General features: G+C 34.7%; 22 protein-coding genes. 11 read left to right on the top strand and 11 right to left on the bottom strand.

Features of this window, described 5'->3' with window-relative positions; translation table 11 throughout:
- Positions 1-15: 15 nt before the first annotated feature.
- From QWY92_RS05210 to dinB, 3 genes are all read right to left on the bottom strand, one after another.
- Positions 16-1,377: a DUF4374 domain-containing protein gene (locus QWY92_RS05210; RefSeq protein WP_290269051.1), complete on the bottom strand. Its 1,362-nt coding sequence runs from the start codon at positions 1,375-1,377 to the stop codon at positions 16-18.
- Positions 1,378-1,411: 34 nt separating this feature from the next.
- The gene (locus QWY92_RS05205; RefSeq protein WP_290269049.1) at positions 1,412-3,838 is read right to left on the bottom strand and encodes a TonB-dependent receptor; all 2,427 of its coding nucleotides are present in this window, start codon (positions 3,836-3,838) and stop codon (positions 1,412-1,414) included.
- A gap of 278 nt (positions 3,839-4,116) precedes the next feature.
- A complete protein-coding gene (gene dinB, locus QWY92_RS05200; protein WP_290269048.1) occupies positions 4,117-5,214 on the bottom strand; it encodes a DNA polymerase IV in 1,098 nt (365 codons plus the stop codon).
- Between the two features lie 82 nt (positions 5,215-5,296).
- Between dinB and QWY92_RS05195 the strand changes: the two genes are divergently transcribed.
- From QWY92_RS05195 to QWY92_RS05185, 3 genes are read left to right on the top strand one after another with little or no spacing between them, the layout of a single operon-like run.
- Positions 5,297-5,770 carry a CYTH domain-containing protein gene (locus QWY92_RS05195; protein WP_290269046.1) on the top strand — a complete coding sequence of 158 codons (474 nt, stop codon included), beginning with the start codon at positions 5,297-5,299 and terminating at the stop codon, positions 5,768-5,770.
- Between the two features lie 17 nt (positions 5,771-5,787).
- Positions 5,788-6,321 carry a YciI family protein gene (locus QWY92_RS05190; protein WP_290269045.1) on the top strand — a complete coding sequence of 178 codons (534 nt, stop codon included), beginning with the start codon at positions 5,788-5,790 and terminating at the stop codon, positions 6,319-6,321.
- On the top strand, positions 6,288-7,193 hold the full coding sequence (locus QWY92_RS05185; protein ID WP_290269044.1) for an endonuclease/exonuclease/phosphatase family protein: 906 nt from the start codon (positions 6,288-6,290) through the stop codon (positions 7,191-7,193). The genes QWY92_RS05190 and QWY92_RS05185 overlap by 34 nt, the downstream gene beginning before the upstream one ends.
- Before the next feature lie 24 nt (positions 7,194-7,217).
- Here the strand turns inward: QWY92_RS05185 and QWY92_RS05180 are convergent, their stop codons facing one another.
- Positions 7,218-7,565, bottom strand: a complete 348-nt coding sequence (locus QWY92_RS05180) for an arsenate reductase family protein (protein WP_290269041.1) — start codon at positions 7,563-7,565, stop codon at positions 7,218-7,220.
- A gap of 131 nt (positions 7,566-7,696) precedes the next feature.
- Between QWY92_RS05180 and QWY92_RS05175 the strand changes: the two genes are divergently transcribed.
- A complete protein-coding gene (locus tag QWY92_RS05175) occupies positions 7,697-8,161 on the top strand; it encodes a DinB family protein (RefSeq protein WP_290269040.1) in 465 nt (154 codons plus the stop codon).
- Here QWY92_RS05175 and QWY92_RS05170 read toward each other — a convergent pair.
- Together QWY92_RS05170 and QWY92_RS05165 are read right to left on the bottom strand one after the other, a co-directional pair.
- Positions 8,138-8,860, bottom strand: a complete 723-nt coding sequence (locus tag QWY92_RS05170) for a DUF3298 and DUF4163 domain-containing protein (RefSeq protein WP_290269039.1) — start codon at positions 8,858-8,860, stop codon at positions 8,138-8,140. The genes QWY92_RS05175 and QWY92_RS05170 overlap by 24 nt on opposite strands.
- Positions 8,861-8,977: 117 nt before the next feature.
- Positions 8,978-9,781: a THC0290_0291 family protein gene (locus QWY92_RS05165; RefSeq protein WP_290269038.1), complete on the bottom strand. Its 804-nt coding sequence runs from the start codon at positions 9,779-9,781 to the stop codon at positions 8,978-8,980.
- Positions 9,782-9,982: 201 nt separating this feature from the next.
- Here QWY92_RS05165 and gdhA point away from each other — a divergent pair, with 201 nt between their 5' ends.
- The 4 genes from gdhA (at position 9,983) to QWY92_RS05145 (ending at position 17,154) form a co-directional block, all read left to right on the top strand.
- A complete protein-coding gene (gene gdhA / locus QWY92_RS05160) occupies positions 9,983-11,326 on the top strand; it encodes an NADP-specific glutamate dehydrogenase (protein WP_290269037.1) in 1,344 nt (447 codons plus the stop codon).
- Between the two features lie 351 nt (positions 11,327-11,677).
- Positions 11,678-14,023: a type IX secretion system anionic LPS delivery protein PorZ gene (gene porZ / locus QWY92_RS05155; RefSeq protein ID WP_290269035.1), complete on the top strand. Its 2,346-nt coding sequence runs from the start codon at positions 11,678-11,680 to the stop codon at positions 14,021-14,023.
- A complete protein-coding gene (gene recO / locus QWY92_RS05150) occupies positions 14,023-14,742 on the top strand; it encodes a DNA repair protein RecO (RefSeq protein ID WP_290269033.1) in 720 nt (239 codons plus the stop codon). The genes porZ and recO overlap by 1 nt, the downstream gene beginning before the upstream one ends.
- A 3-nt stretch (positions 14,743-14,745) precedes the next feature.
- A complete protein-coding gene (locus tag QWY92_RS05145; RefSeq protein ID WP_290269032.1) occupies positions 14,746-17,154 on the top strand; it encodes a TonB-dependent receptor plug domain-containing protein in 2,409 nt (802 codons plus the stop codon).
- A gap of 4 nt (positions 17,155-17,158) precedes the next feature.
- On the opposite strand, the gene QWY92_RS05140 is transcribed toward QWY92_RS05145, so the two are convergent.
- Positions 17,159-19,597: a T9SS type A sorting domain-containing protein gene (locus QWY92_RS05140; protein WP_290269029.1), complete on the bottom strand. Its 2,439-nt coding sequence runs from the start codon at positions 19,595-19,597 to the stop codon at positions 17,159-17,161.
- Between the two features lie 130 nt (positions 19,598-19,727).
- Between QWY92_RS05140 and QWY92_RS05135 the strand changes: the two genes are divergently transcribed.
- Positions 19,728-20,156 (top strand): regulatory protein RecX, encoded by a 429-nt coding sequence (locus tag QWY92_RS05135; RefSeq protein ID WP_290269027.1) that lies wholly within the window; start codon positions 19,728-19,730, stop codon positions 20,154-20,156.
- Positions 20,157-20,250: 94 nt separating this feature from the next.
- On the opposite strand, the gene QWY92_RS05130 is transcribed toward QWY92_RS05135, so the two are convergent.
- Positions 20,251-20,775, bottom strand: coding sequence for a DUF6646 family protein (locus QWY92_RS05130; RefSeq protein WP_290269026.1), 525 nt, complete (start codon positions 20,773-20,775; stop codon positions 20,251-20,253).
- Between the two features lie 63 nt (positions 20,776-20,838).
- Positions 20,839-21,693 carry a cupin-like domain-containing protein gene (locus QWY92_RS05125; protein WP_290269024.1) on the bottom strand — a complete coding sequence of 285 codons (855 nt, stop codon included), beginning with the start codon at positions 21,691-21,693 and terminating at the stop codon, positions 20,839-20,841.
- Between the two features lie 213 nt (positions 21,694-21,906).
- On the opposite strand from QWY92_RS05125, the gene QWY92_RS05120 reads away from it, so the two are divergent.
- Together QWY92_RS05120 and QWY92_RS05115 are read left to right on the top strand one after the other, a co-directional pair.
- Positions 21,907-23,391, top strand: a complete 1,485-nt coding sequence (locus QWY92_RS05120) for a sensor histidine kinase (protein ID WP_290269022.1) — start codon at positions 21,907-21,909, stop codon at positions 23,389-23,391.
- A gap of 42 nt (positions 23,392-23,433) precedes the next feature.
- Positions 23,434-24,216: an enoyl-CoA hydratase/isomerase family protein gene (locus QWY92_RS05115; RefSeq protein WP_290269020.1), complete on the top strand. Its 783-nt coding sequence runs from the start codon at positions 23,434-23,436 to the stop codon at positions 24,214-24,216.
- A 101-nt stretch (positions 24,217-24,317) separates the two neighbouring features.
- Here QWY92_RS05115 and QWY92_RS05110 read toward each other — a convergent pair whose 3' ends face one another.
- Together QWY92_RS05110 and QWY92_RS05105 are read right to left on the bottom strand one after the other, a co-directional pair.
- Entirely contained in the window at positions 24,318-24,614 is a 297-nt protein-coding gene (locus tag QWY92_RS05110) for a hypothetical protein (RefSeq protein WP_290269019.1), read from the bottom strand.
- Between the two features lie 68 nt (positions 24,615-24,682).
- Entirely contained in the window at positions 24,683-25,294 is a 612-nt protein-coding gene (locus QWY92_RS05105; RefSeq protein ID WP_290269017.1) for a hypothetical protein, read from the bottom strand.
- Between the last annotated feature and the right edge of the window lie 112 nt (positions 25,295-25,406).

Genomic DNA, 25,406 nt, shown 5'->3' with positions numbered 1-25,406 from the left:
ATTTATTGGTTGTTATTAGAATGTTCCAATAAAGTGACTTCCTGTTGCATTTTTTAATTGAGCACCTTTAGTAACATTCCCAGTTTCGGTATCAACAACATAAATATTTCCGTCTTGGCCAATTGGCGCTACGGTTAAATATACTTCGTTTTCATAGATAGCAAAACCTTGGTATTGGTATAAATATAAATCTTCGCTTGAAGGAATGGCATCCAGTTTTGTTGCTGTTTTAGCGTTTAAATCAACTAAAGCAAAAAAGCCTTGTGTTTTATTTGCTGGTCCTGTTGCAGATCCTGCATGTTCGTAAGCTACAACTGCTTTTCCATTTGAAGCTGGTCTCCAAGCAACAATATAAGCGTCTTCTACACCTAAAGCATCGTCTAAGCTAAATACATAAGAATTATCATATTCATTATTTGAACCAATTTTTAAGATATGAGAACCGTTTGGATCGCCTTGATTAGCTTGGTAAACGCTACCGTTATATTCAAAAGAATTAATACTACGGTAACCATTGGTGTTTCCGTAACCAACTGTAGAAGTAATAACTTTTGGATTTGATAATGTAGGGTAATCTAATACAATAGTTTTAGAACCTAAAATATCATAACCACTATCACTTAATGCAGTGGTAGGGTCAACTTTACTTAAACGACCACTAATATATAATTTATCACCGGCAGCATTTAAAGTTGGCATATCAATTCTAGAGAAGTAATAACCTGCAGCTTCTTCTTCTGCGCTTAAAGGGATACTAAGCTCTTTAAAATTGTTAACTGAAGAATTTACTAAATCGAAGGAAACCACACCTATGGTAGCTTCTGTACGGATATAAGTATCATCGGTTACATCTTCTGGAGTGTCGTTATCATCAATTTGGTGCTCTGTTGATACATACACAGCAGACCCTGTTTGGTCTCCATCAAATAATTTTATCCATCTTGGAGCAGTTCCAACATAAGGTACTATACTTAGTTCAGACCCTGTTTGTATAAAATTTTGACCACCTCCTACAGTATATTTAGTATAGTTACCACCAGTATCTCCTGCATAACTAATGTTAAATATGGTGTTACCATCTTCTGAAGCTTGTAATCTAGCCGTTCTGTTAGAAGGTGCTACAAAACCATTATTGAAAACATCTACTACTATTTCTGGGTCTTTTGCATCGTCATTACTAATAGCGTATATTAATGTACCTCCGTTACCATCTCCTGGGTCTGTTCCCATTCTAGCGCCAGTAACTGTTATCCATCTTTCAGACTGTTCGGGTATTTCTATGTCAACACCATTGTCGTCGTCGCTGCTACAAGCTGTCATTAAACCAATGGTTGTAAATAAGGCAAGTGTTTTTAAAGTTAAAAAATTTCGTTTCATATCAAGTTGTGTTTATTGTATTTGTATTAAAAAATTAAAATTTATTTATTGTATAATTTAGTTTTAAGTAAAACGCTCTCCCCGGTTTTTGTATTGATTGGTTATCGTAAGCCGCTTTGTTAAAGATGTTTTTAGCATCGAAACTCACCACAAAATTTTCCTTTGGGAAGGTATAACTCAGTCCTAAATCTTGGATAAATTGAGTGGGTACTAAAAAGGCATCAAGACCAGAAACATTGGTGCCTTGACTCATGATATAAGAGAATTCTTCTGTGAAATAGGTGTTGTAAAATAAGTTTAAACGAGATTCTTTTTGAAGAAAGTTCTTAATAGAATACCGTAAACCAGAATTCATGGTAAATAATGGTGTATTAGGTATATCAACGATATTACCAGCTCTGTTTTTAGACTCTAATGTTAACCGCGAAAAATTAAAATTAAACCCTAAGTTGTTATTGTAACTGTAGTTTATTTCTGCTTCAACACCTTTTGATGTTGTGCCTTCATCAAAATTATCATAATGAACAAGTTCGTCACTACTCTCTATAATTCTATCGGCATTTGAAGCAAAACCAATTAAGTTTTCAATGTTTCGAGTGAAAAAATTGGTTGAAATAGTGAAAGCATGTTTTTCAATATGAAATTTACCGAATCGGAACCCGAAATTGTAATTATCGCTAACTTCAGCTTGAACATCTAAATTAGCTTCAACATTACCAGCAACATCACCAAAAACTTCAGTTTCATTAGGTAATCGGACAGCCTTTTCTGCGGAAGTTAATAGAATAATTTTTGGAACAATCGCATAAGAAGCCGCAAAGCCATATCCGTTAAAGTCTGTATCGCTTTTAAAAACTTCATCTATAACTTCAGTGTTGTCATTATTAAACACAGGCATTGTATTTAATACGTTTTGACGGTAGTGTTTCCCGAAAATATTAAGCTTTAGTTTGTTTTCAAAAGTATTTAGTTCATAACTTAAGGAGTAAATATTCTTATATAAATCACTAGTTTGTTTAAAAGTGTTTTCTAAAAGCGATTTCATTTCATCACTATCTTCTCTATCAAGACCACTATATATGTGGTTTACTAATACTTTATGATTGTTGTTAATTTTATAAGACAGTCCAGTTCTTATTGAAGCCACATTTCTTTTTGTAGTATTTAAAGTTGGCCCACCTTCTTGTTGAGAACCCCAAGTATAGTCAAGAAATTCTCCATCAAAACCAACTAACCGTTCTCCTTTCCAAGTATAAGCGGCAGCTACAGTATCGTTAACTACCGTGGTTCTCTTTCCGTATAAACCAGTTACATTTACATCGAAACCTTCAGTAAAAAGATCCTTTTTTTGGTATGTTAAATTAGCTAGTTTGGCATCTGTTTCGCTAAATCGTCCTTTATAAGGATGCAGCGTCATAAAAGCCCCATGTTGAATTTCCTTGTAATCCTCAGAACCTGTAAAGCCTATTAAAAATTGGTCGGCCCACTTTACATCGGTATAACCAATTTGTGCCATGCCACCTGTAGACTTGTAAGCATCGTAAAATCTTCTAGCTGTAATGGGAGTTTGACGTCCATTTTGGGCGATATCCATAACTTGGCCACCCCAAACCTTATAATCATTATCAGAATAATTATGAAATGCAGATGCTTTTACGGTAAAACCAGATTTTTCAAAACGATACAAACCATTTAAACTTGTTTGTATGGTATTAAAAGAGCCATAAGAAACCGAGGCGTTAAAATGAGTTTTTGTTCCTTTATGTAGTACAACATTAATAGCCCCACCCAAAGCATCGTCTGCCAAATGTCCTGGAATTACCCCTTTGTAAACTTCAATATTTTTAATCATTGACGGCGGGATACTGTTTAAGCTAAAAGAAGACCCATACATTGAAATAGGAATGCCGTCAATAAAAATACGAACAGAGCCACCAGACAGTCCATTTAAAGTGTATTGTACATGCGAGCCTAAACCACCGTTTTGGCGAATTTTAACACCAACAGTGGTGTTTAGTAATTCGTTAGTTTGAATATTTCTAAGGCTAGCTTCTTTAGTTTCTACAATGTTTACAGCAAAACCTTGGGTTTCTTTTTTGACTTTTTCTGTTTTTCCATTAACACGAATCTCCTGTAAATCTTGTTGTTTTGTGAATGCTAAAATCGCAGTAACCACTTTTTTATTGGAATCGAGTGTAACGTTAATCGTTTTTACTTTAGCGTCTAGAGAATGAAATTGAATGCTGTAAGTTCCGTAAGGCACATTTTTGAAGTAAAACTCACCATTTACGCCAGAGTTGGTTTCTTTTTTTATAGATGTGCCATTAAGCATAATGTAAGCCCCTAAAACAACTTCGTTATTGTCGAACTTTACGTTACCATAGATATCTCCGTTTTGGGTAAAAGCTGAAAAGCTTAAAGTGAACAATAAAAAGGATACCAATGTTTTAACTGAAACCATGAATAATTTTTTAACAAAATTAATCTTATTTGTATTCAGTCCAAATAAGAACAAGGGATTTATTGATAATTTATCGTATCAATAGTTATTGTGATTATTGTTAAATTTTAAAGGGCTAAAATTATTGATTTATTAGAATTTTACGGTTATTCTTAATCAATCTAAATAAGAATACCGTGATGTTTTGAAGGATTTGAAGAAGAATTCTATAGGAAAGTACCAGAAAACTTATTATAAAAGTTAAAATTTAGCTTTTTTGGATGCAGCCTTTAGGGAAATTAGAATCCGAATTTAAGCTGTACACTAACACTTTTTTGATCTGGAACTTTTTTGGTTTCAGTATTTAAATTAGAAAGTGAAATACCTAATAAACGTACCGAATTTGTCATTTTTTCCTGATACAATAAATCTTTTGCCGTATCTAAAATAAGGTGCTTATCACTAATAAAATAAGGCAAGGTTTTACTTCGGGTTTGCAGGGTAAAGTCGCTATATTTTATTTTTAAAGTAATGGTTTTTCCAGAGACCTTGTTTTTTGTTAGTCGTTTAGAGATTTCTTCAGCAATGAGTTCTAATTTTTCCATCATAAAAACTTCCGAAGATAAATTTTCGCTAAAGGTTTGTTCGGCGGCCAAACTTTTTCTAATGCGGTTGGGTTTCACCTCACTGTTATGAATGCCGCGAACCACATTGTAATAGTAACGACCCGATTTACCAAAATGCGTATCTAAAAATTCGAGCGACTTTCCTTTTAAGTCCAACCCTGTAAAAATGCCTTTTTGATACATTTTTTCGGCTGTAACTTTACCAACGCCATAAAACTTTCTAATTTCTAAGGTTTCCAAAAACGGAATCACCTCTTCAGGATTCACTGTTTTTTGTCCGTTAGGCTTGTTGTAATCACTAGCTACTTTGGCTACAAATTTATTAATGGATATTCCTGCGGAAGCGGTTAAACCAACTTCCTTATAAATGCGTTCTCTAATTTCTTCGGCAATTTTCGAGGCGCTTGGGTTGCCTTTTTTATTCACCGTAACATCGAGGTAAGCTTCATCTAAAGAAAGTGGTTCCACCAAATCGGTATAATCTAGAAAAATACTTCTAATTTTTTTCGAAATGGAGGTGTAGCGTTCAAAATCGGTTTTAACAAAAATGAGTTCTGGGCATAATTTAACAGCTAAACTTCCCGACATGGCACTTTTTACACCAAATTTTCGAGCCTCGTAACTGGCAGCACTTATCACGCCACGTCTTCCAATGCCACCAACAGCAATAGCTTTTCCTTTTAAATCCGGATTGTCCAACTGTGCCACCGATGCATAAAAAGCATCCATATCGACATGAATTATTTTTCTTATTGGTAGTTCGGTTAACATAGCGTAAATTTATCAATTCCAAATTAGGGAGGATTCCTAAACTTAATATTTTTAAAAAATTTTCGCTTTCGCGGAATATGTCATGATTGAGATAGAACGTAAATTTTTAGTAACATCGGAAGATTTTAGGGCAGCCGCTTTTAAAAAAACGCGTATTAGTCAAGGATTTTTAAATACGGATAAGTCGAGAACGGTTCGGGTGAGGTTGAAAGGAGAACAAGGTTTTTTAACCATTAAGGGAGCATCGTCTAAAACAGGCATGTCTCGTTTTGAGTGGGAAAAGGAAATTCCGAAGCATGAAGCCGAAGCGCTTTTAGAATTATGCGAACCGTCCATTATTGATAAAACACGTTTTGAAGTCAAACTAGGAAAGCATATTTTTGAAGTCGATGAGTTTTATGGCGATAACGCTGGTTTGATAGTTGCGGAAGTTGAGTTAAGCGCCGAAGATGAAACTTTTGAAATTCCCGATTGGCTAGGCGAAGAAGTTACAGGAACAGTAGCTTATTATAACTCGCAACTCAGTAAGCACCCTTTTAAAAATTGGAATAAATAACTTAAATATTATTTGTAATGAAAAATGTAATACTATCTGTTTTAAGTGTTTTTGTATTATGGTCGTGTAATAACGATTCAAAAAAAGAGAAATCAACTACAGAAGAAACAGTTGTTGTTAAAGACACCCTTAAGGTTGAAGTGCCTGTAAAAGAGGTGAAAAAGACAGCAAAACAAATTAAAGAAGCATTGGTCTCTAAAGGTTTTAAAGTAATGGATTATATAGATCCTGAAACGCAAGATACCATAGTGATGCAACAATATTTTATGGCGTTCTTAAAGCAAGGTCCTATACACACGCAAAACGAGGAGGAAAGTGCTCGTTTACAATCAGCACATTTAGAACATCTGTCTAAAATGTATGCTATGGGGTATGCTGATATTTCGGGTCCTTTTGGTAGCGATGGTGATATTAGAGAGGTTACCATTTATAATGTACCAACAAAAAAAATGGCCGATAGTTTAGCAAATGCAGATCCTATGGTTGAGGCAGGACAATTAAAAATTGAAATACATCCATGGTGGGCAGCAAAAGGGTTCCTTTTAAGATAATAATTAATGTTTTACAACAACTCGCATTTATTGTAAATGTGCTGTTGGTTTTGGCTTTGTTATTACTACATTTTGTAATTAAAGATTGCACGTTTAGGTTTGCAATTTGGTTTTATATGTTGCCGTTGCCTGTTATTATTTTAATTATTTTGGCTGCGTCTGTTTTTCTTGGGAAAAAACGAAAATATAACTTAATAGTCGCGGGATTATTAACTGTATTTTGGTTTTTTACTAGCTTTAGCATCAGTTTTACTGAACCCGTTGAACCTACCGATATTGAAGTGGTATTTTGGAATGCCTCTAGAGATGATGGCCTGCAAGAAGCTTTTATAGAAAATGGAGGTATCCCGGATGTTATGGTTTTAAGTGAATCTAAAAACAATAATTTCGAAAAATTAAAAGCAAAGTATCCCGATTATTACTTTTATAGCAACAAGGAACTTGTTGTTCTCTTTTCTAAACAACCTATTCATATTGTAAAAGAAGAAGTATCAAGATTTGGTTCTACTATAATTACTTTCAATACCTATGGGGTTAATTTTTATTCGGTAGATATGCAAGGGAGTCTTGATGTACCTAAGGCTTGGGAGTTTAAGTTTGAAAGCTCTATTATTAAAAACACCCAAAACACGGTGGTTTTAGGCGATTTTAATGCACCTTATGAATCTATATTTTTAAAAGGTTTTAAAAAAAATTACACTCATTTCTTTGATAAAAAAGGCAATGGATTTAGAGAAACTTGGCCGTGGAGTTTACCGCTACTTTCCATCGATCATATTTGGGTATCTAAAGATTTACGTATCGTAAACTCCGAGAAAATCCACTCCAAAAATTCCGATCATAGTATGATTAAAACAGTGATTAGGAAATAAAGTAATTTAATTTTGTATATATAATTAAAGACTTTCCTTTATAGCTTCAACTGTTTTTTTTGCGTTTCCTATAAAAATGGCATCTTCATTAATAATAACAGGACGACTTAAAAATGTGTAGTGCTCTAAAATATATTGTTTGTAATCATTTTCTGTGAGGTTTTTATTCTTTAGCTCCATCTTTTTATAAAGCTGAGCGCGTTTACTAAAAAGGGATTCGTAACTGCCAGAAAGTGCTGCCATAGCTTCTAATTGTTCAGCAGTTATGGGTTCTGTTTTTATATCTTGAAGTATGAATTCCGAAGGCAGATTAAGTTCTTTTAAAATACGAATACAAGTGCTACAAGTTTTTAAATAATATACTTTTTTCATGGTTTTTTATTTGGAGCAAAATAAGATTAATTTTCAGGTTTTACATATGCAATCAATAGAAGTTGTTAATAATTTTGAAAAAGCTTAGCCTTTTTTTGCTTTAAGAAGTATATTTATCAAAAAAATAAAACATGCAATTTACATTCGACATTTTATCTAATATTCGTCATATTTCAAAAGATCTTTTAGAAAAACATTCTTTAGAAGATTTAAATAAAATACCAGAAGGTTTCAATAATAATATTATTTGGAATTTTGGTCATTTGGTGGTAACAACTCAATTATTGGCTTACAAACTATCGGGTTTGCCAATGCATGTTAGTGATGCTATGGTTGATAAATATAAAAAAGATACCAAGCCTGAAGGTCCTGTTTCTCAAGCTGAGGTGGATGAAATTAAAGGTTTATTAATTTCTACTTACCAACAATTAGAAGCCGATTACAAAAGCGGATTATTTCAGAATTACAACGAGTATACAGTGTCTACTACCGGTAATACGTTAACTAATATTGATGGGGCATTACAGTTTAATACCTTACACGAAGGGATGCATATAGGTTATGTTTTAGCCTTATCTCGCGCTATCAAAAACTAAATACGCTTTAATATCACTATACGGAATTGCGAATTCTATAATACCTGTAGAATATGGCGCAATTTCGTAGGTGTTATATAGTAATACTAAACCATCGTCTGTATAGGCTATGTTTTCTGGCAAAACAAAATCGTTAGTGTCATCAAAAACATGTTTTTCTTTTATGGCTTGATCAAAATACGGTTGCGCCACTTTTTTGAAAGCAGGAAGGTCTCTTATTAAACTTGTATTAGGAATAACTTTTCCGCTAGAAGCATCGAAATTTAAAAAACTGATGTTTAATAAACCATGCGCGCCACCAGTATTTTGGTACGATGTTAATGCAACGCTGATAACATCTGGCGATTGGTACATAACTTCACCGTCTATTTGAGCTTCCCATAGTTGAGCCGCTTCTGGAAAGTCGGATTTAAAGTTCTCAAAATCGGTATGGAATGCCGTAATACTTTCTTCAATAGATTTTGAAGTGATTTTATCAGGATCTCCAACTTGTAAATGTGAAATAACAACACGTTCAATTTCAGAATTTATAACTTCAGAAATGGCTTCATTTCCAATAGCTTTCGGAATATTAACTTCAACAATAGTATTAGTTTCGGTTGAAATGTTTTGGTCGTCAAAAGTAAGAGCAATGTCTTTTTTACAGTTGAAAAGTAAGATAAAACAAAAGAATAATAGAAAGGAATTTGATTTCAGCATAAGGGATGTTATTTGCAACATTAAAGATAATTATTGCATTTGAATACACCGCATGAAAAGCTGGTAATATTTAATAATATATAGAGAAGTATGGTAAGTAAGCTAAAACAGTGCAGGTTAATCTAAATAAAAGATGTAGCCTACGTTAAACCAAAGCAGCCAATCATTATTTTTATTATACTCTAATTGATGGTCGAGGCCGTCCACACGATCGCTAAAATAGTATTGCCATCTTAAATCAATCATTAAATCCGACATTTTATCTAATTTATATCGCATTCCAAGACTTGTTACTGTAGACCATGTGCCACCTGGAGCTGTATCTATCGAGCCTGGATCCCAACTGGAATAAAAGTTGCTAGCATCCGTAATATCTCCAATGGCGGTTGGGTCTGCATTGGCGTATGTAGTTGTTGCTTTTGGAGAAAACGACGTGTAATGAATACCAAAACTTATAAATGGAGCTATTCGTGGTTGAAACGATTGAAACGATCTAATACTTAATGGGAAAAATTCTAACTGAGTACCAATATCAAAATTTTCGGCAACACCTGTATGGCCTCTTAAGCGTTTAGCTTCTTCGGATGTTTTACTCGGGTCTACCCATTGACCTTCGTGTTGTAAATTTGTTTTATTGTAAGATATTTCATTTCTAAGTTTGAAATGATCATTGAAATAACTATCCGTGGTATAGCAATTACAATCTGCGCTATAGGAAAAGTTTAAATAATGCACAATACCTATCCCGAAACCTGAGTTTCCGAAGTTGGTTTTCGTGTCGTCACGCTGTCCGAAATCTGATCGGAATTCAACGGGACCTGCTATAACACCTATTTCATGTGAAAATCCTAACTGCGCAAATGCTGTTTGGTAAGAAACAAGCAAGCAGATGAAACAAGCTAAACGTTTTAAGTTAAGCATAATAAGTGTTCTTGTTTTGAGGCATTAATAAAGACAAATATAAAGAAACTCATTGAACTACCAAATTTTAATATGAAACGTATTATATGTAAGAAATTACTCTTTGCGAATTATCAAATAAATTCGCTATATTTTTAAAGATAACGTATATTTGTGTCAAATAATTGTTTATTCTATAAATTATAACACCATTTATATTAAATGAAAAATAATATTAAAGCATTTTTAGACTTAGTTAAAGAACGAAACGGAGATGAACCTGAATTTTTACAAGCGGTAGAAGAGGTTGCAGAAACCGTGATTCCTTATATTGTAAAGCATGATATTTATTACGGAAAAAACATCTTGTTAAGAATGGTAGAACCAGAACGCGTTATTACATTTCGAGTGTGCTGGGTAGACGATTCTGGTGAAATTCAAGTAAATAGAGGGTATCGAATTCAAATGAATTCTGCCATTGGTCCATATAAAGGTGGTTTACGTTTTCATCCTACAGTAAATATGAGTATTCTTAAATTCTTAGCCTTCGAGCAAGTGTTTAAAAATAGTTTAACCACATTGCCAATGGGTGGTGGAAAAGGTGGAAGTGATTTTGATCCGAAAGGAAAAAGTGATAATGAAATTATGAGATTTTGCCATGCTTTTATGGGAGAATTATTTAGACATATTGGGCCAAATACCGATGTTCCTGCGGGAGATATTGGTGTTGGTTCTCGAGAAATTGGCTTTTTATTTGGGATGTACAAAAAACTTAGAAATGAATTTACTGGAGTTTTAACCGGAAAAGGCATGTCTTGGGGTGGTTCTTTAATTAGACCAGAAGCCACAGGTTATGGTAATGTATATTTCGCCGAGAAAATGCTTGAAACTAAAGGAGACAACTTTAAAGGAAAAAATGTAGTTATTTCTGGCTCTGGTAATGTAGCGCAATATGCAGCAGAGAAAGTGCTTCAATTGGGAGGAAGAGTGCTTACGCTTTCTGATTCTTCAGGTTATATCTATGATGAAGCCGGTATCGATACCGAAAAACTAGCTTTTGTTATGGAACTTAAAAACGTTAAACGAGGTCGAATTAGCGAGTATTTAGAAAGCTATCCCAATGCAACTTTCGTTAAAGGAAAAACGCCTTGGAATGTGAAATGTGATGTGGCTTTGCCATGTGCAACTCAAAATGAATTGGATGAAGCTGATGCTAAAGCATTAGTAGATAATGGTTGTATTTGTGTAAGTGAAGGAGCTAATATGCCATCAACAAAAGCGGCTATTACAGTGTTCCATAATGCAAAAATATTATTTGCTCCAGGTAAAGCGTCTAATGCAGGTGGTGTTGCTACTTCTGGTTTAGAGATGACCCAAAATTCTCTGCGTTTTAAATGGACTAGAGAAGAAGTGAATACGAAATTAAAAGATATTATGTCGGATATTCATAAATCATGTTTGGAATTTGGAGAAGATGAAGATGGCTATGTCGATTATGTTCGTGGTGCCAATATTGCTGGTTTCGTAAAAGTTGCCGATGCCATGTTAGCGCAAGGTGTTGTTTAAAATTTTAGAAGGAGTCACTTGTTTTCTGTATTGTAATTAGGACGAATTTTGTTAAGATGAATAATCTTAACTAGCGATACTTTTTTACGGCATACAAGTGATCTTAAATAATTTTAAAAGCTTTCTGCATTTTTGTAGGAAGCTTTTTCGTTTTCAGCAATCTGGGTTTGTAGTCGCAGTTCTAAAGTTTATTTGGTATAATATATTTTTTTAAAGCAAAACTCGTTAGTAATAAATATCTTTGAATCGAAAATAGTTCTCTTAGAGGGCTTTCCTCGATAAATTTCAAAATAAATATGCGAATTTAGCATAGCTATCGTCATGCTTAAATTCTTATTATAAAAATAAAACATGCTTAAAAGAGTTATACTTTTTCTAATTTATATGTTGCCTTTATTGCAATTTGGGCAAGATTTTTCCAATCTTTGGGAAGGTTATTTTTCTTACAACATTATAAACGACGTTGTTAAAGGAAATAACAAAATTTACGCGGCTTCAGAAAATGCCATCTTCAGCATCGATTTAGATTCTAATGTTTTAGATGAAATTACAACAGTACATGGCTTATCAGGCGAAACGATTTCTACTATCTATTACAGTGAAACTTATGAGTTATTGGTGGTTGGTTATGAAAACGGTTTAATCGAAATTGTTTTTGATAATGATGATAATATCCTGACAGTGGTTGATATTCTTGATAAAAACACCATTCAGGCTAATGATAAAGAAATTAAACATATAAATGCCGTTGACCAGTTTATTTATTTATCAACGGGGTTTGGTATTTCTGTGTTCAATTTAGAACGTTTGGAATTTGGTGACACTTATTTTATTGGCGATTTAGGAACACAAATAGAAGTAAACCAGACCACTATTTTTGAGGATTACATTTATGCTGCTTGTCGAGATGGTGGCGGATTAAAAAAAGCACCACTTTCTAGTCCTAATTTAATCGATTACAGAAATTGGGAGCAGGTAAGTGCTGGCGAGTTTCTTGCGGTCCAGGCTAACGCAGATAAACTCTACGCTATCCAAACAAATAGACGTATTTATGAAGTTAATAATAATGTATTAACGAGTTTGTTTTTGTTTACGAACACGCCGGTGGATTTACGCAGTGTTGAAAACCAGTTACTAGTTAGCACAGAGGATGATATATATATGTATAATGCTAGTTTTAATCTTATAAGTCAAGCTTCTGTAATTACCGATTTCGATACAGAATTTACAGTAGCTACAGTCGCTGGAGATGAAATCTTTATTGGAAGTCAAGATTTTGGTGTGCTAAAAACAGCAGTGTTATCTCCTACTATTTTTGAAGAAGTACATCCTGATGGACCGTTATTAAATTCAGTGTTTTCAATTGAAGCAGATGCTCGTGGCGTATGGGTTACTTATGGTGAATATAGTTTGTTTTATGAGCCTACTTTAAGAGCCCGTGGCGTAAGTCGTTTAAATGATGATGTTTGGGTAAATACACCGTATGCCGATGTGTTCGGGGCCAGAGATTTAAATACTATTGTGGTAAATCCATCTAATCGCAATCAAGCATTTGTGAGTTCCTTTTTTCATGGCTTATTGGAGTTTAATGATGATGTCCCTACAGTGTTATATAATCAAAATAATAGTGGGTTGGAGTCTTTATCATTATCACCAACGTCAACTTATGTCAGCATACGCGTTAGCGGTATCGCCTTTGATTCTAATGGTTTGCTGTGGAGCATTACAAGTTTGGTAAATCGTGCTATAAAATCATTTAATCCTACTAATAATCAATGGAATTCCTATAGTTTTGAGTCTATAATAGACAACCCAGTGTATGATAATTTAGGGTTTGGCGATTTAATTATTGATAACAATAATACAAAATGGATATCAAGTTTCTCTAAAGGAGTTATTGGTTTTAATGAAAATAATGGAAGTCCTTTATTAAAAAGCATTGGCGAAATCGACGGGAATTTGCCAACAAAAACAGTACGTGCTTTAGCTATAGATAATAGAAACCAATTGTGGATAGGTACCGATATTGGTTTAAGAGTATTGTACAATACCTCTAACTTTTTTACTGATGATGATGTAGCTGCTGACGAAATTATAATTCTTGAAAACGGTATTGCAAAAGAGCTTTTAGCCGATCAGTTTATTTCCGATATCAAAGTAGATGGCGCCAATAACAAGTGGATTTCAACCATTGGTGCTGGTGTGTTTTATTTATCCTCCGATGGGCAGGAAACCATTTATCATTTTACAGCCGATAATTCGCCTTTACCATCAAACAATGTCAACGGTATTTCTATCGATGATACCAACAGTCTTATTTATTTTGGAACCAGTAACGGCTTGGTGTCGTTTAAATCGGGTGGTTCAAAATCTACCGAAGATTTAGAAACCGTTTATGCATATCCTAATCCGGTAAGACCCAATTTCGATATCGTCGAAAAAAAGGTAACCATTAAAAATATTTCTGAGAATGTCAATATTAAAATTACCGATATTGAAGGAAACTTAGTAGCCGAAGCGCAGTCGCGAATTAACCTTAGGTATAATAATTATAACCTCGAAATAGATGGCGGTACTGTATTTTGGAACGGCAAAAATATGGCCAATAATGTAGTGTCTTCGGGTGTGTATCTCATCATGATTTCCGATTTGGATACCTTCGAAACTAAAGTACTTAAATTAATGGTGGTAAGGTAATGCTAGTTACAACTCAAGCCATAGTGTTGTCTAAGTTAAAATACCGCGACAACGATTTAATTGTTAAATGCTATACTCAGCAATTGGGCGTCGTGAGTTTTTTACTTCGAGGGGTTTTAAAAAGTAAAAAAGGAGGCGCTAGAACGGCCTATTTTCAGCTGTTGTCACAATTACAATTAACTCTTAATTATAAAGATAATAGGTCGTTGCAAACCTTAACCGATGTTAAGTTGAATCATTTATATAGCAGCCTGCATACTCATGTATTAAAAAGTGCTATCGTTATGTTTTTATCCGAAGTGTTAAGTAGCGGATTGCGTGAAGAAGAAGAAAACGAAACCCTTTTCAGTTATATTGAAACCACTTTGTTATGGCTCGATGTGCAATCGGAATATGCCAACTTTCACCTGTTGTTTTTATTGAATTTAACCAAGTATTTAGGGTTTTACCCCGATATTAAAAACAGCGATTCGCGTTACTTTAATTTGGTTGAAGGAAAGTTTCAAGACACACCTGATAATAGAAATACCATTACTGGTGAAGATTTAGGTTTGCTAAAACAGCTCTTAGGAACAACTTTTGATGACTTACCAACTGTAAAGATTAATGGCAAGCAAAGGCAGTCGTTTTTAAATATGATGTTACTATATTTTGAACTACATTTGGGAAGCTTTAAGCCGCCTAGATCCCTACAAGTTTTCAATCAAGTTTTTAATTAAAAGATGAAATTTTTTTATAGTATTTTTTTGTTGTTTTTTTCATGGAGCGTTTGCGCTCAGCAGGTAAAAGTGCTTAATAAAGTAACGCAAGAACCTATATTTGGTGTGGCTATTTACAATATTGATAAATCTAAATCGGTGATAACTAATTTTAGAGGCGAAGCGTCATTGCAAGCCTTTGCCGATGCTGAAATGATTTATTTCAAGCACTTGTCTCATGTTTTAAAACAAACTACAAAACGGAAAATAGGGACTTCAAACAAAGTGTATTTAAGCTCTAATACCGAAGGGCTTCAGGAAGTTGTTATTTCCGCGTCTAAATTTCAGCAGAATAAAAGAGATATTCCACAAACTATCGTCAGTTTAAACGCGAGCGATGTGCAGTTTTCAAATCCGCAAACTAGTGCCGATTTATTAGAAAGCACCGGCCAGGTTTATATGCAAAAAAGTCAAATGGGTGGCGGAAGCCCTATGATTCGTGGATTTTCAACCAATAGATTGTTAATAACGGTTGATGGTGTGCGTATGAATAACGCTATTTTTAGAGGTGGGAATTTACAAAATGTCATTGCTATCGATCCGTTTTCTATTCAAAACACAGAGGTTACTTTAGGCTCAGGCTCGGTAATTTATGGGAGTGATGCCATTGGTGGTGTAATGAGTTTTTATACTCAAAAACCACAATTGTCTTACACCGATTCTTTATTGGTTAAGTCGAATATTGTGGCGCGATACGCTTCGGCAAGTCAGGAAAAAACGGGGCATGTCGATCTTAATTTAGGCTATAAAAAATGGGGATTTGTAACCAGTGCGAGTTATACCGATTTTAGCGATTTAAAAATGGGAAAATATGGCCCTGACGATTATTTAAGACCAGAATATGTTGAAACCAACGTGAGTGGCGATGTGGTTATGGAAAATTCAGATCCATTAGTGCAAAAGCAATCGGGTTACAACCAATTGAATTTGATGCAAAAAGTACGGTATGAACCTTACGAGAATTTAAGTTTCGATTTAGGTTTGTTTTACACCACATCATCCGATATTCCAAGATACGATCGGTTAATTAGATACCGTAGCGATGTTTTACGCTCTGCAGAATGGTCTTACGGCCCGCAAAACTGGTTTATGTCTAATTTGCAAGTCACTAAATTAAGTAGTAATTCTAACTTATACGATAAAATTAAAGCCACATTTGCTTATCAGAACTTTAAAGAAAGTAGAATGGATCGCGATTTTCAATCGGCTATTAGAAGCATAAAAGAAGAATCTGTAGATGCATATTCATTCAACCTCGATTTAGAAAAAACGATAAACTCTAAAATGCAATTGTTTTACGGTTTCGAGTATGTGTATAACAATGTGTTTTCTAACGGAGAAGAAGAAAATATAGAAACTAATACCATCGTGCCAACGGTATCACGATATCCAAATGGGGCATCATGGCAGTCGGCAGCTGTTTATTCGAGTATAAAATATAAGCCGAATACGAAATTTGTGTTTCAGTCGGGTTTACGTTTTAATCGGGTGGTTTCTAATGCCGATTTTACCGAAAACAACGCTTATCTCAATTTGCCTTTTACAACGGCACATAACTCGGCAGGAGCACTTACAGGAACGGCTGGTATTAGTTGGTCGCCAAGTGCGCTAATACAATGGAACGTCAATGCATCATCGGCATTTAGAGCGCCAAACATTGATGATATTGGTAAGGTGTTCGATTCGGAACCCGGATCGGTTGTGGTGCCAAACGAACATTTAAAACCTGAATATGCTTATGGCGGCGAGTTGGGTTTAAAGTTGAATTTCGACGATACCGTTATTTTAGATATGAGCACCTATTATACCTATTTAGATAATGCTTTGGTGCGCCGCGATTATAGCTTAAATGGCGAAACCGAAATTATGTACGATGGCGAATTAAGTAATGTACAAGCCATTCAGAATGCTTCAAAAGCTTGGCTTTATGGGTTTGAAGTTGGGTTGAAATATAATATATCTAAAACCTTAGCCTTAACATCGCAATATAATGTTATTGGCGGAACGGAAGAAGATGAGGGGGGTGAAGTACCTATCAGGCATGTGGCTCCAAACTTTGGGAATACGCACATTACTTGGGATATGAATCGATTTAAGCTCGATGCATTTGCGAATTATAATAGCGAATTATCTTTTAATCAATTGGCACCTTCTGAAATAGAAAAAGATTATATCTATGCTTTAGATAAAAATGGAGATCCTTACGCGCCATCGTGGTACACGGTAAATTTAAGAGGGCAATATCAATTGCATAAATCTACGTCGGTTTCGGCAAGTGTTGAAAACATCACCAACCAGCGTTACAAAACCTATTCGTCTGGAATTGCAGCCGCTGGATTAAATGTTATTTTAGCCTTAAAGTATACATTGTAAAAAATTACCTCTTTATTGCTTTTTTAGTAATTACGGTTCCTGTAGATAATTCCGCTTTAGCGATATAAATTCCTGTTTTTATGTTTGGAATATTATATGTTTCCGAGCTGTTTTCGCCTGTAAACTGATACACTTTTCTACCAAACAAATCGTAAATAACAATAGTTTTAATTGTCGCGCTTGTGCCTGTTTTAAAGGTAACTTGCTCGCTATCATGTTGAATAATTTGAAATGCACTTTCATTATTTACAAGCGCATCAACAGCTAGTGTGTTTTCTTCTTTAAATACAATTTCGAAACGGTTTGTAAAGGCGCCTGTTTCTGATGTGAAATTGTAGTCGGTATCTGATAAATTATGTGTAATATTCAGTAAATTATCTTTTAAATAAATCGTGTTATTGTTTAAGAAATCACCTTGTAGTTGTGCTACGGATAGATTAAATATGGTGGAGACGTTTACATTTGTGTTAAATCCAATATTTATGATTTCATTTTCGTTAATGCTATTAATACTTTTGCCTTGTATCGCATATTTAGTATTCTCAGCATCTATAAATGTATAAAGCATAGCGGCAGAATTAGCTGATGCAAATTTTGGAGCATCATAATACATGCCGTCATTACCGTCTGTTGCACCATCTACATAACTTATTAATACTTGGTTAAAAATGCCATTGCCAGAAGTTAAATTAATCCATAGCTTGTTGGCAATAGTAGAATTTGAGTTTTTAGAGGAAGTTCCTTTAAAAAATTGATTGTTACTTGCGCCATCTGCCATGCGCATGGCGTTAGTAAAAGTTGCTTTGCCGACGCTTAAAGCAGGTATAAAGAAACCTTGAGCAGAAGCAATATAGCCAGTAGGTATTTCTGTTGAAACTCCACCAGCAGAAATTGCGCCGCTTCCAACAGTAAATACGGCATAATCGTTTAAATCAAAATTAAGAACTTCGTTGCCCGCGTTAGCAGCACTTGGAGGAGCTGCTTGAGACCAAAAATAAGCAGCACCATCAATAACGCTTGAGTTGGCTGCTTGAAAAGCAATAAAATCTATTGCAGAAGGGTATGGGTTTCCTATAAAATTCCAGTTTACGCCAGTGTTTGAGGGGTTTAATTCAATATCAACTTCAATATTACCGGTGTTAAATTCACCTTCAAAACTAGCTGTACCCGCTGAGCCAGGAACAAAAAATCTAGCCTCTGTTACAGCGTAGCCAACTCCAGGAATCATGTTGTTGGTTCCGTTTGAAGCTAAAGCATATTGCCAATCGTCTCCATTATCATCAATATCATCATTACCAACATTATCTACAAAATTAGCGGCATTGAACCAAAAACGTCTATCTCCATCAACATTTCCGAATACATTATCAGTAGTTTCATTTTCAACAGGTGAACTCCAATATGTATAATGAAACCAATCTGACTTTACGGCTGTTTGCTTATTTACTCTAGAGATACCATTATTGGTGAAAATACCTGCAATGTCATTTTGAACAAAATCACCTTGTGTTTCGACATAAAGTTCTCCATTAACGATAACATTGTTTTCAACTTCAACATAGGTGCCATTATCTACTGTTAATATGGCTCCATTGTTTATGGTTAAGCTACAAGCTCTAAAACTTCCAATACTAGCATTAGTGTTATAATTTGTATCAATTATTACGTTAGTAGTTAAATCTGGTGTACCACCACTCCAACTTCCATTCCATGTTACCGTTGAAGCACAAGATCCTGCAGCAGTACAAGTAAAAACACAAGTGCCTAATGTTTGAGGTATTGAGTTGTGACCTGACCAATTTGCATTATCAACAATAGCTTCTAATATTAAAGTTTGGTTATTAGTTACAGCACAGTTATAAGTGCTATGATCCATATTAAAAGCCACAGCATTAATGCCGTCTGTTAAGCCTGCGGGTACTGCGCTATACCGAGTTCCAAATGGTCCTGGGATTGTATTAGTCCAGCCAGTATTATTTGCTACATGAATAGCAAATAAAAAAACAGGGGATGCTGTTGTGCCTTGAAAAACAATTATTTGATCTCCATTTCCGGATAAATTAAACCCGGGATCAGTTTCAATTGCATCACCATTTGTAGCAGAGTAAGTGTCTGAGCCGATATCTTCGATAATAATTTGTGTGCCACATGGTAAATCAGATGTGGCTTCCCAAGTTACAATGCCTTCATTAATTCTTTGGCTTATAGGGTTGTAGCCTCTAAATCCTCCGGTTGCATACCAGCCGCAGTCTGTAAAATGTATTGTAGTTCCGGTTGTTACGTCTGTTAATAAAACAAATGAAAATTGATCAAAACTATCTGTATTTACGCCTGTAATCGCGATATCTCCTTCGGCTAGTGTAGTCTGCCCAAACCCAGAGAAAACCATTCCAAATAGGGCTGTTAGGAATGTAATGGATTTTAAAAAAGTAATTTTTTTCATAAAAAATAAGTTTGAATATTGAGAGCGTATTAAAACTTGCGATATTAATATATTGTTAATCTAATTGTTATTTTTGTTGGTGATGCAAAACACTACAAAAACATATACGGTACAGGAAGCTACAAAAAAAATGGAGCATTACTGCGCGTATCAAGAACGTTGCCATAAGGAGGTTAATCAAAAACTGTACGATATGCGCATGATACCCGAAGCTGCCGATGTTATTATTGTACACCTAATTGAAAACAACTATCTTAATGAAGAACGATTTGCGATGGCTTTTGCGCGCGGAAAGTTCAGAATTAAGCACTGGGGTAGAGTGCGAATATCGCTCGAACTCAAGAAAAGGGGCTTGAGTAAAATTAATATAAATCGGGCACTTTTAGAAATTGAAAATGAGGAGTATAACGAAGTTTTTAATGCCTTAGCCGAAAAAAAAGTGGATACACTAAAAGAGAGCGACGTTTTTAAGAAACGGAAGAAATTTATTGAATATTTTTTATACCGTGGTTGGGAGTCGCATTTGGTTTACGAAAAAGCTCATGAACTTATTAAATAGGTATAAAAAAAACCGATAGAATATGTTCTATCGGTTTGGTATTTAGACTTATACTGTAAGAAATTCAGTATAAGTGATAAGTGTTTTTCTACAATTACAGGCTGAAAACAGCTCCTAAATTAATTGTAAATTGGTTGTTTAATTTTTCGGCATCTGTTAAATGATCATCCGAATTGTATTTTGCTAAAGGCACATTAAGTTCGGTAAAAACACCAAAACCTTCAGAAAAGAAATAACGTGCTCCTAAATGTCCACCGAAGTTGTGTATGCCCAAGTTTAAACCTGGATAAAGATCGAAATTTTCGTCAAGATTAATTACGTTTCCAAGATTAGCATTAAAACGTGCTTTTAGATCGAAACGGTTTCCAAAAGTAGCATCTAAATCGTCGTCAATGTTATCTAGTAAGGCTTCATTTACACCTAATAGATAAGTGGAAGAAAAACCAACAGAAATATTATCACCAATACCTAAATCGTAGCTAATGTTTATCCCTGTTCCGTTATTTTGTAGGTTAGCGCCAACTTGAAATTTGTTGTCGTTTTGCCCTGTAAATGCTTGAGAATTAACGAATGATACACTAAGTACCATTAATGTTAATGCCATTAATTGTTTTTTCATGATTTGAGTTATTTTAATAAGTGGGCAAAGATATTATAAGTTTTTTGATATCAAAATATTAATTCATAAATGCTTGTTTGTGCGTGTAATGGCTTGCTCATTTTTCCAATCAATCCATTTTTGGCCTTTAAGGCGGCGCATCAGGTTATCATAGTTTCGCATTATAAACATGTTGTATATGGCGCGACCAAAATTTTTCGGATTTCGGGCAATGGCGCGTAAGCTCATCGAGAACCCGGGAGTGATATAACGCATGTAGTGCCAATAACCTTCGGGCATATAAAGTACTTCGCCGTGAGACAGTTCCGTTTTATAACCTGTTGCTTTTTTTAGAGCAGGCCAAGCGTTGTAATCGGGGTTGTTAAAATCGATGTCTTCTCTTGTAATTAGTGCATGTGGCACTTTGTATAAAAACTTGTTTTGCTTTTGGTCGAAGAGAATGCATTGTTTTTTTCCTTCAAAATGAAAATGAAAAATATTGGCTAAGTCAATATCATAATGCATAAAAGTATGCGAGTTTTCGCCACCAAAAAATAGCATCGGGATGCCTTTCATGAGGCGTAAACCAAAATCGGGAAAGGTGAAATCTTTTTGCAACGTCGGGATTTCCTTTAGGGCATTCCATAGAAAAATTCTAAACTTGGTAGGTTCCCGTTTAAGTAAGTCGACATAATCGGCCAGTTTCATTTTGGCGTGTGGCTCGTTAAAACCGTCTTTAAAATCAACGGGTCTATCGTCGTAAAGGGGCACGGTAATATGTCCGCCAACACGTTTCATATATTCTAAATTCCACTTGCTGTATGCCGGCCAATGGTCTATAAAATGCTCTATAACCACAGGTTTTTGCGGAATAAAATAATGTTTTAAAAAGTCCGCTTTAGTAATCGATTTTACTCGCGGAATGTCCTGTAAGTTCAACGTAAATGCTTGTTTAGTTTTCGGTTGCAAAGTTAACAAAAGGTTACGGATTTAAAAACAGAAAGCAGTGATGATTAATAACGAGCTATATGGTGTCGCTTATAAAGGCTTGTAAGTCCTGTTATGGTTTTAATTTCGAACTATAATTTTTTAAAACTCTGTTGGGCGGTTTGGTGCGATTATTGTTATATTTAGACCACTACAATGTGATTAATGAAAATAAAAAAACCATCTCTACGTACTCGAATATTTCTAGCCATGATTTTACTGGTTATATTGGCGTCTATCTTGATATCGGCTGTGGCCATTTATCAATACCAAGAAGAAACTCGAGACTATCATACCGAACGTTTACAGCGTAAGGAATTGAATACCAAAACCCATATAAAACGCGTGTTGAACGGGCGGCAGAATACCTGGGAAGTGAAAACTGAAAATATTCCTATTATATTTAAAGAAGAAATTTATAACATTGCCGACATCCATAAACTTCAAATTATGTTGTACGATTTGGAGGGCGGACTTTTAATTGCGTCTAATGCGGGCTTGAAAAAAGCGGCTATTGAGAAATGCTTATCAGCCGATATTTTGAATGCGATTTCCAACACGCCACAACATCGGCATGTGGATAAACATATGGAAAACGGACAAACTTTTCAGTCGTCTTTTACTTATGTTACCGATATGCGCTCTAAACCTATCGCTATTTTGAATATTCCGTATTTAGAAAATGATGATTTTCTGGCTAAAGAGCTTGAAGAATTTCTAGAACGTATAAGTTATGCATATTTGCTGGTGCTTTTAATGGCGGTGGCTAGTGCTTTCTTACTTTCAAAATATATTACAAAATCTTTAAAAACAATTAGTGAAAAAATAAATTCGACCCGATTAGAAAAACGAAACGAAAAAATTGAAATAAGTGATACGAGTGAAGAGATTTCAACCCTTGTAAATTCGTATAATAGCATGATTGACGAGCTAGAAGATAGTGCCGTGCAATTGGCTAGAAGTGAGCGTGAACAAGCTTGGCGCGAAATGGCAAAACAGGTGGCGCACGAAATTAAAAACCCGTTAACCCCGATGCGTTTAACGGTACAAAGTTTTCAACGGAAATTCGATCCAACAGATGTCGATATTCATTCGAAATTAGACGAATATAGCAAAACACTTATTCAGCAAATAGATACCATGAGTTCTATTGCATCGGCGTTTTCTAACTTCGCTAAAATGCCTGCACAGCAAAACGAAACGTTGAATGTAGTTGAAATTGTAAAGCTGGCTTTAGATATTTTTAATGAGCATTATGTGATGTTTTCTGCAGATAAAGAAGAGATTATTGCTGTTTTTGATAGAACACAACTTATTCGTGTGGTAACCAATTTGGTTAAAAATGCCATACAAGCTATGCCGGTAAAAGATGATGCTAAAATAATAGTACATGTGGCTTCGGTCGATGGTACTGTTGTTTTAACGGTATCGGATAATGGATCGGGCGTGCTTGAGGAGCATAAAGAAAAACTTTTTGAACCAAAATTTACAACTAAAACCAGTGGTATGGGACTCGGCCTTGCTATGGTAAGAAATATAGTGGAAACCTATGGCGGTGAAATTTCTTTTGTATCCGAAGAAGGTAAAGGCGCTGTTTTTAAAGTGGTATTTCCGCAATTAAATGAACATTCTAATACTTTTGGGAGTTAATTTCTTAGAAATTAATATCTTTTAAACTTAAAACCAATTTTTATGAGTTATCAAAATATTTTAACACAGACCAATAATGGTATAACTGTTATTACCATTAATAGACCGAACAAATTAAACGCCTTGAATAAAGCTACTATTAAGGAATTATCGGTAGCGTTTAATGAGGTTAATGCCGATAAGAATACTAAAGTGGTTGTTTTAACGGGTAGTGGTGAAAAGGCGTTTGTGGCTGGTGCCGATATTAGTGAGTTTGCCAATTTTTCCGAAGAAAAAGGTGGGAAGTTAGCAGCTAAAGGACAGAGGATATTATTTGATTATATTGAAAATTTATCTAAACCCGTGATTGCTGCTGTTAACGGTTTCGCACTTGGTGGAGGTTTGGAATTAGCGATGGCTTGCCATATTAGAATAGCTAGCGATAATGCGAAAATGGGCCTTCCGGAAGTCTCTTTAGGTGTTATTCCTGGTTATGGTGGTACGCAACGTTTACCGCAATTAGTAGGTAAGGGACGTGCAATGGAAATGATTATGACGGCCGGAATGATTGATGCGAATACCGCTAAGGATTACGGCTTAGTAAATTACGTGGTGGCTTTAGGGGAGTTGATGCCGTTAGCTGAAAAGTTAGCCGGTAAAATGATGCGAAATTCTCCGGTTGCTATCGGAAAAGCGATTAAGGCTGTTAATGCCGGTTTCCATATAGACAAAGATGGTTATGCTATGGAAATAAAGCAATTTGGAAAGTGTTTTGCTACGGCTGATTTTAAAGAAGGTACTACTGCTTTTTTAGGTAAACGCCCTGCGCAGTTTCCTGGAGAGTAAATTAGAATTTGTTAAATTATTATATAAAAAAAACTCAAAATATAGTTATATATTTTGAGTTTTTTTATTTCGTTAACTGAGATTTTTAGTCTGAAATTCAGTTATTTAGAAATGTTTTCAATTTCGTCACCAATGAGTTTGTCAAATATTTTAGAAGCTATAATCCAGTAAGCTGTGCAGTAAATAATACCGAATGCTAGGAAGAAAAATTCCCAAGGTGTACCGGTAATTATAGTTGAAAAATAGATTAATGCAGCAAGATTAATAACGCCCCAAATAATGTGTAAAACAATGCGTTTTAGTAACCAGTTGGCACGTTTGTTTGCTTTTTCAATAGTGTTCGAATGTCTGTTGTTGATGCTTTTTTTTTGAAATGTAGCGATGTTGAGAGCTTTCATCTAATAGGATTTTAAAGTAGAAAAAGGCGAACCGTTTAGGGTTCACCTTTATAATTGAGGGTTTGTTATTATTTAATGTATGTTGTAAAAGATCTTCCGTCTGTGTTGCAAATCACTTCGTATGTACCTTGCGATAAACCTTCTAATTTATACACTTTTTGGATAATTTTAGAGTGTTCAACAGTTTCAGTGTAAATTTCTTCAAGCAGACTAGCTGTACTGTTATCTTCAAAAAAGATGTTAATTTCCAAAGGCGTTTCTTCTAAAGAAAGCTTTGTAATGTAAAGTAAATCTCCTACTACTTTTGTAATTGGCTTGTAAACAATGTGTTCAGCCTCTTTATTGAAAGTTACGCCTTCCGCAGCTACCTTAAATGGTATTGTGCTTATTTCTACATCTTTATCAATTTCAAAAGTGTATGATCCGTTTGGAAGATCGGTTAAATCGAAACCTTTAGTATAGCTTCCTGTTTTTTCAATAAGTTCTTTATAGAGTACAATGCCTTGGTCGTCTTTTATAGAAAGTAAGTTACCTTGTTTTACATTTTTTAATGTAAGTGATGTTCTTTTAGCTTCATTTTTAGCTTTTGAAACAGAAACTTCATTTGCGAAACTTAATAATGTAGTAAACATAGCTACCATTAAAATTCCTTTTCTTGTGTTGTTTAATACGTTTTTCATAATTTGGGTTTTGTAACGTTCGACAGGTCAAAAATACAACCGATCATCCATTTGTAAAACATTGGTTTTGATATATTTATGTGTTATTTTAACCGTTATTATATTATTATGA

This window comes from Algibacter miyuki, assembly GCF_030409805.1.
Classification (GTDB): Bacteria; Bacteroidota; Bacteroidia; order Flavobacteriales; family Flavobacteriaceae; genus Algibacter; species Algibacter miyuki.
Note: the sequence above shows the minus strand (reverse complement) of the source record. Positions and strands in the feature narration are given on the sequence as shown.

Bases quoted from the DNA above. Each gene is read 5' to 3' on its own strand.
- QWY92_RS05210 (WP_290269051.1), bottom strand. From the start codon at position 1,377: ATGAAACGAAATTTTTTAACTTTAAAAACACTTGCCTTATTTACAACC.
- QWY92_RS05205 (WP_290269049.1), bottom strand. From the start codon at position 3,838: ATGGTTTCAGTTAAAACATTGGTATCCTTTTTATTGTTCACTTTAAGC.
- dinB (WP_290269048.1), bottom strand. From the start codon at position 5,214: ATGTTAACCGAACTACCAATAAGAAAAATAATTCATGTCGATATGGAT.
- QWY92_RS05195 (WP_290269046.1), top strand. From the start codon at position 5,297: ATGATTGAGATAGAACGTAAATTTTTAGTAACATCGGAAGATTTTAGG.
- QWY92_RS05190 (WP_290269045.1), top strand. From the start codon at position 5,788: ATGAAAAATGTAATACTATCTGTTTTAAGTGTTTTTGTATTATGGTCG.
- QWY92_RS05185 (WP_290269044.1), top strand. From the start codon at position 6,288: ATGGTGGGCAGCAAAAGGGTTCCTTTTAAGATAATAATTAATGTTTTA.
- QWY92_RS05180 (WP_290269041.1), bottom strand. From the start codon at position 7,565: ATGAAAAAAGTATATTATTTAAAAACTTGTAGCACTTGTATTCGTATT.
- QWY92_RS05175 (WP_290269040.1), top strand. From the start codon at position 7,697: ATGCAATTTACATTCGACATTTTATCTAATATTCGTCATATTTCAAAA.
- QWY92_RS05170 (WP_290269039.1), bottom strand. From the start codon at position 8,860: ATGCTGAAATCAAATTCCTTTCTATTATTCTTTTGTTTTATCTTACTT.
- QWY92_RS05165 (WP_290269038.1), bottom strand. From the start codon at position 9,781: ATGCTTAACTTAAAACGTTTAGCTTGTTTCATCTGCTTGCTTGTTTCT.
- gdhA (WP_290269037.1), top strand. From the start codon at position 9,983: ATGAAAAATAATATTAAAGCATTTTTAGACTTAGTTAAAGAACGAAAC.
- porZ (WP_290269035.1), top strand. From the start codon at position 11,678: ATGCTTAAAAGAGTTATACTTTTTCTAATTTATATGTTGCCTTTATTG.
- recO (WP_290269033.1), top strand. From the start codon at position 14,023: ATGCTAGTTACAACTCAAGCCATAGTGTTGTCTAAGTTAAAATACCGC.
- QWY92_RS05145 (WP_290269032.1), top strand. From the start codon at position 14,746: ATGAAATTTTTTTATAGTATTTTTTTGTTGTTTTTTTCATGGAGCGTT.
- QWY92_RS05140 (WP_290269029.1), bottom strand. From the start codon at position 19,597: ATGAAAAAAATTACTTTTTTAAAATCCATTACATTCCTAACAGCCCTA.
- QWY92_RS05135 (WP_290269027.1), top strand. From the start codon at position 19,728: ATGGAGCATTACTGCGCGTATCAAGAACGTTGCCATAAGGAGGTTAAT.
- QWY92_RS05130 (WP_290269026.1), bottom strand. From the start codon at position 20,775: ATGAAAAAACAATTAATGGCATTAACATTAATGGTACTTAGTGTATCA.
- QWY92_RS05120 (WP_290269022.1), top strand. From the start codon at position 21,907: ATGAAAATAAAAAAACCATCTCTACGTACTCGAATATTTCTAGCCATG.
- QWY92_RS05115 (WP_290269020.1), top strand. From the start codon at position 23,434: ATGAGTTATCAAAATATTTTAACACAGACCAATAATGGTATAACTGTT.
- QWY92_RS05110 (WP_290269019.1), bottom strand. From the start codon at position 24,614: ATGAAAGCTCTCAACATCGCTACATTTCAAAAAAAAAGCATCAACAAC.
- QWY92_RS05105 (WP_290269017.1), bottom strand. From the start codon at position 25,294: ATGAAAAACGTATTAAACAACACAAGAAAAGGAATTTTAATGGTAGCT.